The following is an 18,802-nucleotide window of genomic DNA, read 5'->3' on the forward strand; positions in this document are numbered from 1 at the left end:
AAACCATCACGGACCGCCGATGCGCATGGGCGGCATTTAATCCACATGTTTATCCATCAGAACGCCGCATGCATCCATCAGGAATTTTGTTCTTTATTTGTTCTAGTTTATCCTTATGATCGTGTCAACAGAATCGAAAACCTTCGGTGTTGCGGACATTCAGCCTCGACTTGCCGGTCGGCATCACTAAATAAGGGCTGTTATCCCAAAGGACCAAGCTGAGACGATGAGCGAACTGAAGACGATCTCCATCCGCGGCGCGCGCGAGCACAATCTCAAGGGCATCGATCTCGATCTGCCGCGCAACAAGCTGATCGTCATGACCGGGCTTTCGGGCTCCGGCAAGTCCTCACTTGCCTTCGACACGATCTATGCCGAGGGCCAGCGCCGTTATGTCGAGAGCCTGTCGGCCTATGCCCGGCAGTTCCTCGAAATGATGCAGAAGCCCGACGTCGACCAGATCGACGGGCTGTCGCCGGCGATCTCGATCGAGCAGAAGACCACCTCGCGCAACCCGCGCTCGACGGTCGGCACCGTCACCGAGATTTACGACTATATGCGCCTTCTCTTTGCCCGCGTCGGCGTTCCCTATTCGCCGGCGACCGGCCTGCCGATCGAGAGCCAGACCGTCAGCCAGATGGTCGACCGCATCCTCGATTTCGGTGAGGGCACCCGTCTTTATATTCTTGCGCCGCTCGTGCGCGGGCGCAAGGGCGAATACAAGAAGGAACTGGCGGAGCTGATGAAGAAGGGCTTCCAGCGCGTCAAGGTCGACGGGCAGTTCTACGAGATCGCTGAGGCGCCGGTACTCGACAAGAAATATAAGCACGACATCGACGTGGTGGTCGACCGTATCGTCGTGCGTTCGGATGTCTCCGCCCGCCTGGCCGACAGCCTGGAGACCTGCCTGAAGCTCGCTGACGGGCTGGCAGTTGCCGAATTTGCCGACAAGCCGCTGCCGCCGGAAGAGACCTCGGCCGGCGGCTCGGCCAACAAGTCGCTGAACGAGACGCATGAGCGCGTGCTGTTTTCGGAGAAATTTGCCTGCCCGGTTTCCGGCTTCACCATTCCCGAGATCGAGCCCAGGCTGTTCTCGTTCAACAATCCCTTCGGCGCCTGCCCGACCTGCGACGGCCTCGGCGCCCAGCAGAAGATCGATCCGGATCTGATCGTGCCCGAGCCCGAACGGACGCTGCGTGACGGCGCGATCGCCCCTTGGGCCAAGTCGACCTCACCCTATTACAACCAGACGCTGGAGGCGCTCGGCAAACATTACGGCTTCAAGCTCGGCACCCGCTGGAACGATCTTTCCGACGAGGCCAAAGACGTCATTCTCAACGGCACTGAGGACAAGATCGAATTCCATTATGCCGATGGCGCCCGCTCCTATACGACGCAGAAGAATTTCGAGGGCATCATCACCAATCTCGAGCGCCGCTGGAAGGAGACCGATTCCGCCTGGGCGCGCGAAGACATCGAGCGCTTCATGTCGGCGGCCCCCTGCCCGTCCTGCAACGGCTTCCGCCTGAAGCCAGAGGCCCTGGCGGTGAAGATCGACACGCTGCATATCGGCGAAGTGACCGGTATGTCGATCCGCGTCGCCCGCGACTGGTTCGAGACACTGCCGGCAAGCTTCAACGCCAAGCAGAACGAAATCGCCGTGCGCATCCTCAAGGAAATCCGCGACCGGCTGCGCTTCCTCAACGATGTCGGCCTGGAATATCTGAGCCTGTCGCGCAATTCCGGCACGCTGTCGGGCGGCGAAAGCCAGCGTATCCGGTTGGCCTCGCAGATCGGCTCGGGGCTGACGGGTGTCCTCTACGTGCTCGACGAGCCGTCGATCGGCCTGCATCAGCGCGACAATGCCCGGCTGCTCGACACGCTGAAGCACCTGCGCGACATCGGCAACACCGTCATCGTCGTCGAACATGACGAGGACGCGATCATGACGGCCGACGACGTCGTCGATATCGGCCCGGCCGCCGGCATTCACGGCGGCCAGGTCATCGCCCACGGCACGCCGCAGGACATCATGGACAATCCGAAGTCGCTGACCGGCAAATATCTGTCCGGCGAACTCGGCGTTCCCGTACCCCACGAGCGCCGCAAGCAGAAAAAGGGCCGCGAGATCAAGGTAGTCGGGGCGCGCGGCAACAATCTGAAGAACGTCACGGCGGCAATCCCGCTCGGGGTGTTCACGGCAGTGACCGGGGTTTCCGGCGGCGGCAAATCCACCTTCCTGATCGAGACGCTCTATAAATCGGCAGCACGCCGCGTCATGGGCGCACGCGAAAACCCCGCCGACCACGACCGCATCGACGGCTTCGAGCATATCGACAAGGTGATCGATATCGATCAGTCGCCGATCGGCCGCACGCCGCGCTCGAACCCGGCGACCTATACCGGCGCCTTCACGCCGATCCGCGACTGGTTCGCCGGCCTGCCGGAAGCAAAAGCACGCGGCTACCAGCCGGGCCGCTTCTCCTTCAACGTCAAGGGCGGACGCTGCGAGGCCTGCCAGGGCGACGGCGTCATCAAGATCGAAATGCACTTCCTGCCCGATGTCTACGTCACCTGCGACGTCTGCCACGGAAAACGATACAATCGCGAGACGCTCGACGTCACTTTCAAGCAGAAGTCGATCGCCGACGTGCTCGACATGACGGTAGAGGAAGGCGTCGATTTCTTCGCGGCGGTGCCGGCAGTGCGCGACAAGCTGCAGGCGCTGAAGGATGTCGGTCTCGGTTACATCAAGGTCGGCCAGCAGGCGAACACGCTTTCCGGCGGCGAGGCGCAACGCGTCAAGCTCGCTAAGGAATTGTCGAAGCGCTCGACGGGACGCACGCTCTACATTCTAGACGAACCGACGACCGGCCTGCATTTCCACGACGTCGCCAAGCTGCTCGAAATGCTGCACGAACTGGTCAACCAGGGCAATTCTGTTGTGGTAATCGAGCACAATCTCGAGGTGATCAAGACGGCCGACTGGGTGCTCGATTTCGGCCCCGAGGGCGGCGATGGCGGCGGCGAGATCGTGGCTTTCGGCACGCCCGAGGCGATCGTCAAGGAAAAGCGCTCCTACACCGGGCAGTTCCTCAAGGAATTGCTGGAACGGCGGCCGGCGAAGAAGGCGGTTGCGGCGGAATGACGATGAGGCCGGCGTCGCCCGATGATCTGGAAAGGGTCGCGACGCTGACGGCAGCCGCCTATCGGCCGTATACCGAGCTCTTCGGCGCTCCGCCGATCCCGGTGACGGAAGACTATACGCCGCGAATCGAACGCGGCGAGGTCTGGCTGCGCGAGGTCGGCGGCGAAACGGCCGGCCTGGTGGTCGTCAAGCGGCATTCGGATCACCTCTTGCTGTTCAGCATCGCGGTGTCACCGGCCTTTCAAGGTGGCGGGCATGGGTTGGCGATGCTCCATTGGCTAGAAGCCAAAGCGCGCGAATGGGCGCAGCCGCAGATCCGGCTTTATACGAATGCGCTCATGGAGCGGAATATCGCGCTTTATAGCGCCTTCGGGTTTCAGGAAACTGGTCGCCGGCCGAACCCTTCTCGGCCAGGATGGACCCTCGTTGACATGGCGAAACAGATCAACGCAGCCTGAGCGGCTGCGAATGGGGAGGACGACATGACGAAATCCGGCACTATCCGCACCGGCATCGGCGGCTGGACCTTCGAGCCCTGGCGCGGGCATTTCTTTCCCGATGACCTGAAACAGAAGGACGAGTTGAACTATGCCAGCCGCCAGCTGAATGTCATCGAGGTCAACGGCACCTATTACAGCACCCAGAAGCCGGCGGTCTTTGCCAAATGGGCAGCCGACGTGCCCGACGGTTTCATCTTTTCACTCAAGGCGACCCGGTTCGTCACCAATCGGCGAGTGCTGGCCGAAGCCGGTGAATCGATGGAACGCTTTCTGTCATCCGGAATCAGCGAGCTTGGCGATCATCTCGGACCGCTGCTCTGGCAGTTCGCGCCGACGAAGAAATTCGATCCGGACGATTTCGAGGCCTTCCTGAAGCTGCTGCCGGAAAAGCAGGATGGGCTGGCGCTTCGCCACGTGGTCGAGGTACGCCATGATTCCTTCAAGGTGCCGGAGTTCGTGGCGCTGCTTGCCAAATACGGCGTGGCGCCTGTCTGCGCCGAACATTTCGAATATCCGATGATCGCCGACGTCACGGCCGATTTCGTCTATGCCAGGCTGCAGAAAGGATCGGACGATATTGCAACCTGCTACCCCGACAAGGACCTGAAGGCCTGGGCGGACCGGCTCGAGACCTGGGCCGAAGGCAAGGTTCCTGACGATCTGCCGCTGATCGACGGGGATCGCAAGGTCAAGGCCGAGCCGCGCGACGTTTTCGCCTTCATGATCCATGAGGGCAAGGTCAATGCGCCGCATGGGGCGATGGCCCTGCAGAAACTGCTGGCGAAGTAAGCCAGCCCGGAGCTCGGAGTGGCTATGCGCCGACCGGGCTAAAGTGGCAAGACGTGAGCCGCGAGGTCTTCCGCCGTCAGCCCCTTGCCGGCACGGTGGGCGGCCTCTCCATGCAGCCAGACGCCGGCGGCCGCGGCCTCGAAGACTGGCAGGCCCTGGGCGAGCAATCCGCCGATGATGCCGGCGAGCACGTCGCCGGAGCCGGCGGTGGCAAGCCAGGCAGGTGCATTGGTATTGATCAGCGCGCGGCCGTCCGGCGCGGCGATGACGGTATCGGCGCCTTTATAGACGATCGCGGCGTTGGCGCGGCGGGCTGCGGCTAAGGCCTTGTCCACCTTCCCCAGCGCATCGTCGCCGCCGATATCGGGAAAGAGCCGCGAAAATTCGCCCTCATGCGGCGTCAGCACCAGGCGCGGCTCACCGCCGAAAAGTTCGAAAAGCTGTTGCGGATCGTCCTTGAACGAGGAGATGCCGTCGGCATCGAGCACCAGCCGGCGTTCGGCGAGCGCCGAGACGAAAGCGCGCGCCCTGGCGCCGATGCCGAAACCAGGGCCGAGAACGAAGGTCTGCAGCCGCTTGTCGGTGAGCCAGTCTTCGAGATCGGCCGCATCGTCGATCGCATGCAGCATGACGGCGGTGAGATGCGCAGCATTGGCGGCTATCGCCGCATGAGGGGCCGCGATCGTCACCAGGCCGGCCCCCGCCTTCAGGCCCGAGATCGCCGACATGCGCGCGGCGCCCGTCTTATCGGCCTCGCCTGAGAAGACGACCAGATGGCCGCGCTTGTATTTGTGGGTTTCCAGCTGCTCGGTGGGCAGCACACCCTTCCAGGCATCCGGCCTGTTCTCGGCGATGACGCCGCTCGCCTCGGCCCTAATGATGCGGGCGGGAATGCCGATATCGAAGACCTCCAACTCACCGCACAGCTCCCTGCCCGGCATCAGCAGATGGCCGGGTTTGCGGGTCATGAAGGTGATGGTGTTGCTGGCCCGGAAGGCGGCTCCCAGCACCCGGCCGGTACGGCCGTCCAGGCCGGAGGGCAGGTCGATGGCAAGCACGGGGAGACCGGCCTCGGCAATCCGCTCGATCACAGTGCGGGCATCGGCCGGCACCTCTCGGCTAAGCCCCGCACCGAACAGGCCGTCTATAACGACGTCGCCGCTTTTGGGACTATAGAGGTGGAGCGGTTCTCCCCGCAACGCGCATCCGGCTTTCGCGCGGGCCGCATCGCCCTTCAGCCTGGAGGGATCACCAAGATGGAAGAGCGCCATTGGAGCCCCGCCCTCCTGCAGATGTCGTGCGGCGACATAGGCGTCGCCACCATTGTTGCCCGGCCCGCAGAGCACGACGAAGCGCAAGGCTCCGGGATGAAGGCGCAGGGCTGCAGCCGCAACCGCCGCACCTGCCCTTTCCATCAGGCCAAAAGAATCGATACCGGATGCGGCTGCAGCGGTGTCGACGGCGGCCATCTCGGCAGGAGTGAGAAGAAGGTCGGACAGTTGGTGGCTCATCGGCCTATTCAATCGAAAAACGCCTAAAAAACAACCGCCTGAAATGATAAAGAAAGGAACCAATTTTGTGCATTTGCCTATCTTTTCATCTTGCACGGACGCACTTGCAGGACTCCTTAAACATGAGTTTTTTCGGATTTTCGATATGATTTTGATCGAAGGGTGGAGTTTCGCGACTGTTTTGTCACCAAATCGACATCAGACTTCTCGGCAAATGCGGCGGTTTCGGCAAAATCCGTGGATTTTTTTAACAAGACGGATTTCAAACTGGCACGATATCTGCATCATATCCGGCGAGCGGGAAAATTCCTGCCATAACGGGAGAAGCGGAGAGACATTTTCTCATGAAAAAGATCGAAGCGATCATTAAGCCTTTCAAGCTGGACGAAGTGAAGGAAGCTCTTCAGGAAGTCGGCCTGCAAGGTATCACGGTCACGGAAGCCAAGGGCTTCGGCCGTCAGAAGGGTCACACGGAACTTTACCGCGGAGCAGAATACGTCGTCGATTTCCTGCCGAAGGTGAAAGTCGAAGTGGTGCTGGCCGATGAGAACGCGGAAGCCGTCATCGACGCGATCCGCAAGGCGGCGCAGACAGGCCGCATCGGCGACGGAAAAATCTTCGTCTCCAACGTCGAAGAGGTTATCCGTATCCGCACCGGCGAGACCGGCATCGACGCCATCTGACCCACTTTGCCAAGCGCGCAAAGTTCGATACGGTCAGCGCAGCCATGTATTGTCATCGTAAATCGGAGGAAGGTATTTAATGGCGACCGCAAGCGAAATTCTGAAGCAGATCAAGGAGAACGACGTAAAGTTCGTCGATCTGCGCTTCACCGACCCGAAGGGCAAGCTGCAGCATGTGACGATGGACGTTGTCTGCGTCGACGAGGACATGTTCGCTGACGGCGTGATGTTCGACGGCTCCTCGATCGGCGGCTGGAAGGCCATCAACGAGTTCTGACATGGTGCTGATGCCCGATACCGAGACGGTGCATATGGACCCGTTCTTCGCTCAGTCGACCATGGTCATCGTCTGCGATATTCTCGATCCGGTATCCGGCGAAGCTTATAACCGCGATCCGCGCGGCACCGCCAAGAAGGCCGAAGCCTATCTCAAGGCATCGGGCATCGGCGATACGATCTTCGTCGGCCCGGAGGCCGAATTCTTCGTCTTCGACGACGTCAAATATAAGGCCGATCCTTACAATACCGGCTTCAAGCTCGATTCGACCGAACTTCCGTCGAATGACGACACCGATTACGAAACCGGCAACCTCGGCCATCGCCCGCGCGTCAAGGGCGGCTATTTCCCGGTTCCGCCTGTTGACAGCGCCCAGGACATGCGTTCGGAAATGCTGACCGTTCTATCCGAAATGGGCGTCGTCGTCGAAAAGCATCACCATGAAGTCGCCGCCGCCCAGCACGAACTCGGTATCAAGTTCGACACGCTGGTGCGCAACGCCGACAAGATGCAGATCTACAAATACGTCGTGCACCAGGTGGCCAATGCCTATGGTAAGACGGCGACCTTCATGCCGAAGCCGATCTTCGGCGACAACGGCTCGGGCATGCACGTGCACCAGTCGATCTGGAAGGGCGGCAAGCCGACCTTTGCCGGCGACGAATATGCCGGTCTTTCCGAGAGCTGCCTCTACTACATCGGCGGCATCATCAAGCATGCCAAGGCGATCAACGCCTTCACCAATCCGTCGACGAACTCCTACAAGCGTCTCGTCCCGGGCTATGAGGCACCGGTTCTGCTTGCCTATTCGGCCCGCAACCGCTCAGCCTCCTGCCGCATTCCGTTCGGCACCAACCCGAAGGCCAAGCGCGTCGAAGTCCGTTTCCCGGATCCGACCGCCAACCCCTATCTCGCCTTCGCCGCCATGCTGATGGCCGGCCTCGACGGCATCAAGAACAAGATCCATCCCGGCAAGGCCATGGACAAGGATCTCTACGACCTGCCGCCGAAGGAATTGAAGAAGATTCCGACCGTCTGCGGCTCGTTGCGTGAAGCCCTCGAAAGTCTCGACAAGGACCGCAAGTTCCTGACGGCCGGCGGCGTGTTCGACGACGACCAGATCGATGCCTTCATCGAACTGAAGATGGCAGAGGTGATGCGTTTCGAAATGACGCCGCATCCTGTCGAATACGACATGTACTATTCGGCCTGATCGGCCTGAACACGGAAAGCCCCGGACTGCCGGGGCTTTCCCCTCCCAGGGTCATGGACGCCAGCTGGAGGATATGACGTTCATGTGACGCGCTTGCGCAAAAATCTTGATTTGCGCGGCACCAATCACCAGATTTGGTGATGAAAGGAAGTCGTACCATGAAAGAAAGAGTAGCAAAGTTCAGTATCGGCGAAGTGGTCCGGCACAAGGTTTTCCCGTTTCGCGGCGTCATCTTCGACGTTGATCCGGAGTTCGCGAATACGGAGGAATGGTGGAATTCCATTCCGGCCGAGGTGCGCCCGAGCAGAGACCAGCCCTTCTATCACCTGCTCGCCGAAAATGACGAAAGCGAATATGTCGCTTATGTCTCCGAGCAGAACCTGATGAACGACGAAAGCGGCACGCCGCTTCGCAACCCACAGATCTACCAGATTTTCGATCAGGCCCCGTCAGGGCAGTTCAAACCCAAGATGAGCTTCGCCCACTAAATCAAAGGCGCCGATCAAACAACAAGGCCTCGCCTCTCCCAGCGAGGCCTTTTCTTTTGACACAAAAAAACCCGGCACGAAGCCGGGTTTCTATTCGATATGGCGGCGGCAGGATTACTGCGCCTTGGCAGCCTTCTGGGCGTCTTCCAGCTTCTTGCGGGCCTCCTCGGCCTTCTTCTGCATGCCTTCCTGCAAGCTGCGCTGGCTTTCAGCGAGCTTCGATTCGGAAACCGGTTCGCCGTCATAAGCGCCGGTGAAGCCTTCGAGCGAAATCTTGATCGGGTTCGGGGCGCGGCGGAAGTTGATTGACGTGAAGATCACGTCGCTGCCCTTCTTGAGGCTGGCGATCATCGCGTCGGTCAGCGGAATTTCAGCCGTGCACTTATCCGGGAGGCAGACGGCGTAGTCGAGCTTCTGGCCCTTGCCGCCGTCGATCTGCATGATGATGCCCGGGGGATCAGGCGTGCCGTGGGAACAGACACCTGCAGGAGCTTACGGTTGATCTTGCCGGAGACCGAGATCAGGCCAACGGCCGTGACAAGCTGGCCGCCATTGGCGAGAATCAAGTTCTGGACAACACAGATGTCGTTGTCTTCCTGCTTGCTGCAGGTCTTGTACCAGCCGAGCTTGGGCGCGCCGGCGGCCTGCGCCTGGCCCTCGGCCGGAGCCTGTGCCGCAGCATCCTGTGCGAAGGAGGAGATCGGAGCCGAAGCGGCGCCGAACATCACTGCCAGAACGGACAGCGCTGCCCGCATTTTCTTTTCAGACTTGAACATCATAACGAATTCCGTCTCCTGATATCCGTTCGAGACAGCGACTTGCCGCCCCAACCTCGGGTCGTTCGGCACCCACCTCTTAAAAAAATAAGGCAAATGCATGACCCCGAAACTTCGGGTTCACCTGTTACATCGCAGCGTTCAAGATATCCAGCTTTTCTTTGGCCATTTGAGGAGCATTTCGTCGCGATGCCAAAGAAATCGCCGCTTCGTGTTGGAATCGCTCGACCCCATGATAATCTCCGCGGTGAATCATGCCCGTTTTCGTGGCCGCAAGGATTGCCGAATGCTCCGGATCGTCGTCCCCTTCGTCCTCTCGCTGCTGTGCGGCGCTGTTGCCGCCGAGCCGCTGCATGGCATCGCGATGCATGGCGAACCGGCCTTGCCGGCTGATTACAAACACTTCCCTTACGTCAATCCCGACGTGAAGAAGGGCGGCAAGATCACCTATGGCGTCGTCGGCACGTTCGACAGCCTTAACCCGTTCATCCTGAAAAGCATGCGCACGACGGCGCGTGGCATGTGGGATCCGGAATATGGCAATCTCGTCTACGAATCGCTGATGCAGCGCTCCAGGGACGAGCCTTTCACGCTCTACGGCCTGCTGGCCGAGACTGTGGAATGGGACGAGGACAGGAGTTTCATCCAGTTCAACCTCAATCCGAAGGCGAAATGGGCCGATGGCCAGCCGGTGACGCCTGAGGACGTGATGTTCACCTTTGAACTGATGCGCGACAAGGGCCGCGTGCCCTTCGCCAACCGCCTCAACGTCGTCGCCAAGATGGAAAAGGTCGGCGAAAACAGCGTGCGATTCACCTTCAATGACAAGGCCGACCGCGAGACGCCACTGATTTTCGGTCTTTTCCCGGTGCTGCCGAAACATGCGATCGATCCGGAAACCTTCGACCGTTCGTCGCTGACACCGCCGGTGGGCTCCGGTCCCTACAAGGTGAAGACGGTCAAACCAGGTGAGAGCATCACCTATGAGCGCGACCCGAATTACTGGGGCAAGGACATTCCCTCCAAGGTCGGCACCGACAATTACGATCAGATCACCGTCCAGTATTTCCTGCAGGACACGACGCTGTTCGAGGCCTTCAAGAAGGGCGATGTCGACGTCTATCCCGACGGCAATCCCGGCCATTGGGCCAACGCCTATAATTTCCCCGCGGTCACTTCTGGCGCCGTCGTCAAGGACGTATTCACGCCGAAACTTCCGAGCGGCATGCTCGGCTTCGTGTTCAACACGCGCCGGCAGATATTTGCCGATCCCAAGGTGCGCGAGGGCCTGTCGCTGGTGTTCGATTTCGAATGGGCAAACAAGAAATCTTTATTCCGGCGCCTATAAACGCACGCAGAGTTTCTGGCAGAATTCCGAGCTTTCGAGTTTCGGCGTTTCCGCCAATGCGGCCGAGCTCGCGCTGCTCGGACCGATCAAGGACAAAATCGCACCCGCGATTCTCGATGGCACCTACAAGCTGCCGGTCACCGACGGTTCCGGCCGCGACCGCGATGTGCTGAAGCAAGCCGTCGGGTTGTTGAAACAGGGCGGTTATACGATCCAGGGCGGCAAAATGCTGGATGCCTCCGGCCGCCAGCTCGCCTTCGAGATCATGACGCAGAATGCCGATCAGGAGAAACTCGCCATCGCCTATCAGCGTTCGCTGCAGACAATCGGCATCGCCGCTTCGATCCGCACCGTCGACGATTCGCAGTATCAGAGCCGAACGAACAGTTTCGACTACGATATGATCATGAAGTCCTACACCTCGTCGCTGTCGCCCGGAAACGAACAGCTCGGCCGCTGGTCTTCGGCTGCGCGCACGCGCGAGGGTACGGACAGCTTTGCCGGCGCCAATGATCCCGACATCGACACGCTGATCGACCACCTGCTCAGGGCGCGCTCGGCTGAGGATTTCACCGCGGCGGTGCGCTCCTACGATCGGCTGCTACTTTCCGGCCACTACGTGCTGCCGCTCTACCATATCGACCAGCAATGGGTGGCCCATAGCAAGCGCATCGGCCGTCCCGACAGCGTGCCGCTCAATGGCTATCAGCTGCCTGTATGGTGGGATACAAGCGCGCAGTAGATGCAGCCGAACCACCCGGCCTTTATGTCTCCCTTCGGAGACGCACAAAATAAGGAAAATCATCATGGAGCGTATCACCATCGACGTCGTCTCGGATGTCGTCTGCCCCTGGTGCTATCTCGGCAAGGCGCGGCTGGAACTCGCCATCGCCGAGGTGCAGGACGAAATCGGCGTCGACATCAACTGGCGGCCGTATCGGCTCAATCCCGACTATCCCAAAGAGGGCGTCGACCAAAAGAAGGCGCTGGCTGAGAAGCTTGGCGGCGAGGAGCGCGTGGCGCAGGCACACAAGATGCTGACCGATTTGGGCCGCGAGGTCGGAATCGCCTTCGATTTCGAGGCGATCAATATCGGCCCGAACACGCTCGATGCGCATCGGCTGATCCACTGGGCGATGATCGAAGGACGCGAGAAGCAGGACAAGGTGGTTGACGCCCTGTTCAAGGCGAATTTCGAGGATGGCCGCAATGTCGGCGACCACGCGGTGCTGCTCGACATCGCGGAAAAGGCCGGCCTCGACCGCTCGGTCATCGCCTCGCTGCTTGCCTCCGATGCCGATCGCGATTTGATCGTCGCCGAGATCAAGGCGGCGCAGGAGATGGGCGTCAACGGCGTGCCGTTCTTCATCTTCGACCAGCAATATGCCGTCAGCGGCGCGCAGACACCCGATGTGCTGGCGAATGCGCTGCGCGATATCGCCAAGGCAAAGGCCGAGGCGCGATCGGGACTCAACTGACCGGCGGCATGGCCTGAAATGGTCCCGCTTTACCCCAGAACCGGAACGCAACGCACCTCAGTCGTCACCGAATTGGCGATGAAACATTCATCGTGGGCGTGATGGTGCAGGTTTTCGAGTTCGCTTAACGAGGGCTGTCTCTCGCCGCTGAAGACGACATGCGGCTTCAACGTCACCACGGTCATGGCAAGGCGGCCTTCGCCATTCTTTTCCATGACGCCCTCGGCGGCGTCGGTGTAGCTGTCGACGCAGAAGCGCCGTTTTGCGGCGATCGACAGGAACCAGAGCATGTGGCAGCTGGAGAGCGAGGCGACGAACGCCTCCTCCGGATCGACGGCGTCCTCGGCCGAATAAGGCAGCGGAACGACGTGGGCCGACGAGGATGCACGCAGCTCAATGCCGCCGTCGAAGGTCCAGCGATGGGCACGGCTGTAGCGATTGTCGGTGAAGGTCTCGCCGTTGCGCTGCCAGGCGATCGTCGCGCCGTATGTCGCCATCTCAGTCTCCCTTTGTTTATTTCGCCATCTCGGCCAGCTGCGTCATGATAACAGCAGCGCCCTGCAAGCGCTTTTCCGGGGTCGGCAGGTCGCGAGTCAGGAACAGGCTGTGGTCGGGGCGGATCTTCGCCATGGCGCCCTGCTTGCCGATATAGCCGACAAGGTTGGCCGGGTTGGGGAATTCCTTGTTGCGGAACTGCACGACGACGCCCTTCGGGCCGGCATCGAGCTTTTCGACATTGGCGGTGCGGCAGAGGGACTTGATGTAAACGATCTTCAGGAGATGCTGGACCTCGATCGGCATCGGGCCGAAACGGTCGATCATCTCGGCGCCGAAGCCGTCGATTTCCTTGAGTTCGGTGATTTCGCCGAGGCGGCGGTAAAGCGCCATGCGCAGATGCAGGTCGGGGACGTAGCCCTCAGGGATCATCACGGTCGTGCCGACGGAGATTTGCGGCGACCAGCCGGTGTCGTGGATCTCGTCGACACCCTTGACCTCGGCGACCGCCTCTTCCAGCATCTGCTGGTAGAGTTCGAAGCCGACCTCCTTGATGTGGCCGGACTGCTCCTCGCCGAGCAGGTTGCCGGCGCCGCGGATATCGAGATCGTGGCTGGCGAGCTGGAAACCAGCACCGAGTGTATCCAACGACTGCAGCACTTTCAGCCGCCGGTCTGCCGTCGCCGTCAGCACCTTATTCACAGGCAGGGTAAAGAGCGCGAAAGCGCGCACCTTCGAGCGGCCGACGCGGCCGCGCAGCTGATAGAGCTGGGCAAGACCGAACATATCGGCACGGTGGACGATCAGCGTGTTGGCTGTCGGCACGTCGAGGCCGGATTCGACGATGGTTGTGGACAACAGCACGTCGTAGCGGCCTTCATAGAAGGCGTTCATGATGTCTTCGAGTTCGCCGGCCGGCATTTGGCCGTGGGCGACGGCGACCTTCAGCTCCGGCACGTCGGACTGCAGGAAGGCATGCACATCGGCGAGATCGGCCAGCCGCGGGCAGACATAGAAGCTCTGGCCGCCGCGATAGTGCTCGCGCATCAGCGTCTCGCGGATGACCAGGCTGTCGAAGGGCGAGATGAAGGTGCGCACCGCCATGCGGTCGACCGGCGGTGTGGTGATCAGCGACAATTCGCGCACCCCGGTCATGGCCAGCTGCAGTGTGCGCGGGATCGGCGTCGCCGACAGTGTCAGCACATGCACGTCGCTCTTCAGCTCCTTCAGCCGCTCCTTGTGCTTGACGCCGAAATGCTGCTCCTCATCGATGACGAGCAGGCCGAGATTGGCGAATTTGATGCCGGCGCCGAGCAGCGCATGCGTGCCGACGACGATATCGGTCTTGCCTTCGGCGACTTCCTTCTTGGTCAGCGCCAGCTCCTTGGCACCAACCAGGCGTGAGGCCTGCTGGATGCGCACCGGCAGGCCGCGGAACCGCTCGGAAAAGGTCTTGAAATGCTGGCGGGAGAGTAGTGTCGTCGGCACGACGATGGCAACCTGGACGCCGTTCATCGCGGCGACGAAGGCGGCGCGCAACGCCACTTCCGTCTTGCCGAAGCCGACGTCGCCGCAGACGAGACGGTCCATCGGCCGGCCGGCGCCGAGATCGGAGCGGACGGCGTCGATGGCGTTGTCCTGGTCCTCGGTCTCATCATAGGGGAAGCGGGCGGCAAATTCGTCGTAGAGGCCGTCCGGCGTCGTCAGAACAGGCGCGTGGCGCGTCAGCCGCTCGGCGGCGATGCGGATCAGCGCATCGGCCATGTCGAGCAGGCGCTTCTTCAGCTTGGCCTTGCGCATCTGCCAGGCGCCGCCGCCGAGCTTGTCGAGCTGCGCCTCGGTACCCTCGCCACCGTATCGCGAGAGAAGATCGATGTTTTCGACCGGCAGGAAGAGTTTCGCCTCGTCGGCATATTGCAGTTCGAGGCAGGCATGCAGCGCGCCCGCGGCCTCGATGGTCTTCAGCCCGATGAAGCGGCCGATACCGTGTTCGGCGTGGACGACGATCGAGCCCTCGTCGAGGCCGGCAACCTCGGCGATGAAATCGGCGGCGCGCTTGCGGCGCTTGGAGCGCCGCACCATGCGGTCGCCGAGAATATCCTGCTCGCCGATGACGACGAGATCGCCCGCCTCGAATCCGGATTCGAGATTGAGCACCGCGGCGGCCGCCTCGCCTTTCGCCAGCGAACCGAGATCCTTCAGCGCCTCGATCGGCTTGACCTTTTCCAGGCCGTGTTCGTTCAGCACCTGCAGCAGGCGCTCCAGCGAGCCTTCAGTCCAGGCGGTGACCAGCACCTTCGCGCCGGCAGCGCGGCGGTCGGCAATATGTTTGACGACGACGTCGAAAATGTTGATGCGCTCGGCATCGCCGCCGCCTTCGGCATTCGAGCGAGCCCAGCGCTGGCCTTGGCGGGCCTCGATATTGACGACGCGGCGCGCCTCGCCTTCGATTTCGTTGAAGGGGCTGATGCGGATCGCGCCGAGCGCGTCGAGGGTTTTGGCGAAAAGCTTGCTGTCGAGATAAAGCTGGCCCGGCGTCACCGGCTTGTACGGCGTGCCCTGCGCCATCTGGCCCTTGGCCGGCTGAGCGGAATTCAGCCGGGCGTCGTAATAATCGAAAACCAGCTTGGAGCGCTCCTCGGCTGCCTCACGCACCGTGTTGTCAGTGACGACACGGAAGCCGCTGAGATAATCGAAGACGGTATCGAGCTTCTCGTAGAAGAGCGGCAGCCAGTGCTCCATGCCCGGATAACGGCGGCCTTCGGAGACGGCGAGATAGAGCGCGTCGTCTCGCGTCGTCGCGCCGAAAGCCGAGAGATAATTCTTGCGAAAGCGGCTGATCGTATCCGGCGTCAGCGTCACCTCGCTCATCGGATTGAGATCGAGGGAGCGCACCTGGCCGGTCGTGCGCTGGCTGGCCGGATCGAAGCTGCGGATCGATTCCAGCGTATCGCCGAAGAAATCGAGGCGGACCGGTTCTTCAGAACCCGGCACGAAGACGTCGAGAATGCCGCCGCGCACGGCATATTCGCCGACCTCGCGAACGGTTGCGACGCGGTCGAAGCCGTTGCGCTCCAGGCGCCCGGCAAGATCGTCCATGCGCAACTGATTGCCGGGACGGGCCGAAAAGCTCAGACTTTCGATCACATCCTGGGGCGCCACCTTCTGCAGCATGGCATTGGCGGTGACGAGCACGATCGCCGCATGCGGCTTCTTCCGATGGGCGATGAGGCCACCGAGTGCGGCAAGCCGGCGGGCCGAGGTATCGGCGCTCGGCGAAACGCGGTCATAGGGCAGACAGTCCCAAGCCGGCAGGGTGAGAACCGGAATATCGGGGGCGACGAAGCCCAGCATCTGCTCGAGATCGGCCATGCGGTGGCCGTCTGATATGACATAGGCAACCGGCTCTCCCGCCCGGGCGAGTTCGGCCAGCAGCAGCGGTTCGAGGCCGACAGGCACATTGCCGATCGTCAGCGGCTCGGCAATGGCCGCAAGCTTCTTGGCATCAAAACCAGGGATCATTCCGGCGTCCTGAGGGGCTTGTCGAAATCGGGCGTATAGGCGGCAAGGCGGGCAAAGATCGGTGTCTGGAAACGCTCGGGAACAGGCCATGTTCCCATGATCCAGCGGACTAGGTCATTGTCTTCCTCAGCCATGATCGTCTCGAACTCGTCGAGCTCGGCTTCCGAAAGCGTCGCGATCTCGGCTTCGGCGAACTGGCCGAAGACCAGATCCATCTCGCGGATGCCGCGATGCCAGCAGCGGAAAAGGATCCGGCGGCGGCGCGGGTCGAGACCGGCACTCGTGAGCGTGACACCTGTCATGGCATTACCTTCCTGTTGATGCGCCTCTATAGACCCTGGAAAGCGGCTTGTCAGCCTTGCCAAGGCCGCATTGTTCATCGCATTTTGGCCGCATGCGCCCCGCCATTCTCGATCCTTTGTTTTCTCCCATTTCGGGCCTTCCTGGCGTCGGCCCGAAGATCGCCGAGCTGCTGATCAAGCTGCTCGGGCGCGAGACGGCGGAGGATTGTCGGGTCATCGACCTCCTCTTCCATGCGCCCTTTTCGCTGATCGACCGGCGCAATCAGCCGGGGATCGCCCGCGCGCCGCAGGGCGCGATCGTCACGATCACCGCCCGCGTCGATCGCCACCAGGTGCCGCAGCGTGGCAAGAGCAATGTGCCCTACCGGGTCTTTCTGCATGACGAGACCGGCGAATTGACGCTGGTCTTCTTCCGCGGCCAGGCAGCCTGGCTGGAAAAACAGCTGCCTGTCGATGCCGAGGTGACGGTCAGCGGCAAGGTCGACTGGTTCAACGGCCGCGCCTCGATGGTGCATCCGGACTACATCGTCAGGGCTGACGAGGCGGAGAACCTGCCGCTGGTCGAGCCGATCTATCCGCTCACGGCAGGGCTCTCGCCGAAGACATTGCGCAAGATCATCGATGCCGCCCTGCCGCGTTTTCCCGAGCTGCCGGAATGGATCGACCCGGCGCTGGCGCAGAAGCAAGGCCTGCCGTCGATCCGCGACAGTTTCCACATGCTGCACGAGCCGCGCGACCCCGCCGATATCGATCCGCAGGCCCCCGCACGACGGCGGCTTGCTTATGACGAGTTTCTCGCCGGCCAGCTATCGCTGAGCCTGGTGCGCCAGAGGCTGCGCAAGGTGGCGGGCCAGCCGGTGCAGGCGACGGGCAAAGTCAGCGCCAAGATCCTGAAGTCCCTGCCCTTCTCGCTCACATCTAGCCAGAACGTGGCGATCGCCGAGGTTTTGAAGGACATGGCAGGCGCCGAGCGCATGCTGCGGCTGCTGCAAGGTGATGTCGGTTCCGGCAAGACGCTGGTGGCGCTGATGGCGATGGCGGCGGTGATCGAAAGCGGCGGCCAGGCCGTGCTGATGGCGCCGACCGAAATTCTGGCGCGGCAGCACCACGCGACGATCTCGAAATTCGCTGCCTCCGCCGGCCTCGGCATCGAGGTCCTGACCGGCCGCACCAAGGGGCGCGAACGGGAGGAGATCCTCGAACGCATTGCCTCGGGCGCCGCACAGATCGTCATCGGCACGCATGCGCTGTTCCAGGACAGCGTCGCTTACGCCAAGCTGATGCTGGCCGTCGTCGACGAGCAGCACCGTTTCGGCGTGCATCAGCGCTTGAGATTGACTGCCAAGGGCATCTCGCCGCACATGCTGGTGATGACGGCGACACCGATCCCGCGTACGCTGGTGCTTGCCGCTTTCGGTGACATGGACGTCTCCAAGCTCACTGAGAAGCCGGCCGGCCGCAAGCCGATCCAGACGATCACCGTGCCGATGGAAAGGACAGGCGAAATCGTCGGGCGGCTGCAGGGTGCCCTTGCCGAGGGCAAGAAAGCCTACTGGATCTGCCCGCTGGTCGAGGAATCCGAGCAGCTCGACCTGATGTCGGCCGAGGAGCGGCATGCAACACTTGTTGCCACGCTCGGCCCCGATATCGGCCTCATCCATGGCCGGATGAGCGGGCCGGAAAAAGATGCGGCGATGATGGCGTTCAAGAACGGCGAGACCCGGCTTCTGGTCGCCACCACCGTCGTCGAGGTCGGCGTCGACGTGCCGGATGCGACGATCATGGTGATCGAACATGCCGAGCGCTTCGGCCTGGCGCAATTGCACCAGTTGCGCGGCCGCGTGGGGCGCGGCGACGAGGCTTCGACCTGCATCCTGCTCTACAAGGGCCCGCTCGGCGAAACCGGCCACGCCAGGCTTTCGATCATGCGCGAGACCGAAGACGGTTTTCGCATCGCCGAGGAAGACTTGAAATTGCGCGGTGAAGGCGAGCTGCTCGGCACGCGCCAGTCCGGCACGCCGGGCTTTCGCATCGCCAGCCTCGAGGCGCATGCCGACCTCCTGGAAATCGCCCGCAAGGATGCCGCCTATCTGATCGAGCGCGATCCGGAGCTCACCGGCGACAGAGGAACGGCGATCCGCACCCTGCTCTATCTCTTCCGTCGCGACGAGGCGATCCGGTTCTTGAGAGCTGGATAAAGCGCGCCGCGGCGCACTTTAATCTTCCTTCCATGCATGTCGTTATCCCAAAACCGCCAAACACTTTTGGGCGA

The 18,802-nt window shown here is 61.6% G+C and carries 11 protein-coding genes and 3 pseudogenes; 9 read left to right on the top strand and 5 right to left on the bottom strand.

Annotated elements, in window-relative coordinates:
- Window positions 1-226 precede the first annotated feature (226 nt).
- From uvrA to MF410_RS08155, 3 genes are read left to right on the top strand one after another with little or no spacing between them, the layout of a single operon-like run.
- The gene (gene uvrA / locus MF410_RS08145; protein ID WP_097628912.1) at window positions 227-3,148 is read left to right on the top strand and encodes an excinuclease ABC subunit UvrA; all 2,922 of its coding nucleotides are present in this window, start codon (window positions 227-229) and stop codon (window positions 3,146-3,148) included.
- The gene (locus tag MF410_RS08150) at window positions 3,145-3,606 is read left to right on the top strand and encodes a GNAT family N-acetyltransferase (protein ID WP_097628913.1); all 462 of its coding nucleotides are present in this window, start codon (window positions 3,145-3,147) and stop codon (window positions 3,604-3,606) included. Before uvrA ends, MF410_RS08150 begins: the two co-directional genes overlap by 4 nt.
- A 24-nt stretch (window positions 3,607-3,630) precedes the next feature.
- Window positions 3,631-4,437, top strand: coding sequence for a DUF72 domain-containing protein (locus MF410_RS08155; RefSeq protein ID WP_097628914.1), 807 nt, complete (start codon window positions 3,631-3,633; stop codon window positions 4,435-4,437).
- Between the two features lie 38 nt (window positions 4,438-4,475).
- Here the strand turns inward: MF410_RS08155 and MF410_RS08160 are convergent, their stop codons facing one another.
- Complete coding sequence (locus MF410_RS08160; RefSeq protein WP_097628915.1) at window positions 4,476-5,948, bottom strand: NAD(P)H-hydrate dehydratase; 1,473 nt, start codon at window positions 5,946-5,948, stop codon at window positions 4,476-4,478.
- A 344-nt stretch (window positions 5,949-6,292) separates the two neighbouring features.
- Between MF410_RS08160 and MF410_RS08165 the strand changes: the two genes are divergently transcribed.
- The 3 genes and pseudogenes from MF410_RS08165 (at window position 6,293) to hspQ (ending at window position 8,609) form a co-directional block, all read left to right on the top strand.
- Window positions 6,293-6,631: a P-II family nitrogen regulator gene (locus MF410_RS08165; protein ID WP_003539626.1), complete on the top strand. Its 339-nt coding sequence runs from the start codon at window positions 6,293-6,295 to the stop codon at window positions 6,629-6,631.
- A gap of 79 nt (window positions 6,632-6,710) precedes the next feature.
- A pseudogene (glnA, locus tag MF410_RS08170) lies at window positions 6,711-8,121 on the top strand (type I glutamate--ammonia ligase).
- A 158-nt stretch (window positions 8,122-8,279) separates the two neighbouring features.
- The gene (gene hspQ / locus MF410_RS08175) at window positions 8,280-8,609 is read left to right on the top strand and encodes a heat shock protein HspQ (RefSeq protein WP_003539613.1); all 330 of its coding nucleotides are present in this window, start codon (window positions 8,280-8,282) and stop codon (window positions 8,607-8,609) included.
- A 114-nt stretch (window positions 8,610-8,723) separates the two neighbouring features.
- Here hspQ and MF410_RS08180 read toward each other — a convergent pair.
- A pseudogene (locus MF410_RS08180) lies at window positions 8,724-9,388 on the bottom strand (invasion associated locus B family protein).
- A 283-nt stretch (window positions 9,389-9,671) separates the two neighbouring features.
- Here MF410_RS08180 and MF410_RS08185 point away from each other — a divergent pair.
- Window positions 9,672-11,475, top strand: a pseudogene (locus MF410_RS08185) (extracellular solute-binding protein).
- 64 nt (window positions 11,476-11,539) lie between these two features.
- Window positions 11,540-12,211 carry a DsbA family oxidoreductase gene (locus MF410_RS08190; protein WP_097628917.1) on the top strand — a complete coding sequence of 224 codons (672 nt, stop codon included), beginning with the start codon at window positions 11,540-11,542 and terminating at the stop codon, window positions 12,209-12,211.
- A gap of 29 nt (window positions 12,212-12,240) precedes the next feature.
- Here the strand turns inward: MF410_RS08190 and MF410_RS08195 are convergent, their stop codons facing one another.
- The 3 genes from MF410_RS08195 to MF410_RS08205 are packed head-to-tail and all read right to left on the bottom strand — an operon-like array spanning window position 12,241 to window position 16,530.
- Window positions 12,241-12,708: an OsmC family protein gene (locus tag MF410_RS08195; RefSeq protein ID WP_097628918.1), complete on the bottom strand. Its 468-nt coding sequence runs from the start codon at window positions 12,706-12,708 to the stop codon at window positions 12,241-12,243.
- Between the two features lie 16 nt (window positions 12,709-12,724).
- On the bottom strand, window positions 12,725-16,228 hold the full coding sequence (gene mfd / locus MF410_RS08200) for a transcription-repair coupling factor (protein WP_097628919.1): 3,504 nt from the start codon (window positions 16,226-16,228) through the stop codon (window positions 12,725-12,727).
- Window positions 16,225-16,530, bottom strand: coding sequence for a succinate dehydrogenase assembly factor 2 (locus MF410_RS08205; RefSeq protein ID WP_049735505.1), 306 nt, complete (start codon window positions 16,528-16,530; stop codon window positions 16,225-16,227). The genes mfd and MF410_RS08205 overlap by 4 nt, the downstream gene beginning before the upstream one ends.
- 92 nt (window positions 16,531-16,622) lie before the next feature.
- Here MF410_RS08205 and recG point away from each other — a divergent pair, with 92 nt between their 5' ends.
- Window positions 16,623-18,728 (top strand): ATP-dependent DNA helicase RecG, encoded by a 2,106-nt coding sequence (recG, locus tag MF410_RS08210; RefSeq protein WP_097628921.1) that lies wholly within the window; start codon window positions 16,623-16,625, stop codon window positions 18,726-18,728.
- The last annotated feature ends 74 nt before the right edge of the window (window positions 18,729-18,802 follow it).

The sequence above is a fragment of the Rhizobium sp. C104 genome, from assembly GCF_022354505.1.
In the GTDB taxonomy this organism is placed as follows: Bacteria; Pseudomonadota; Alphaproteobacteria; order Rhizobiales; family Rhizobiaceae; genus Rhizobium; species Rhizobium redzepovicii.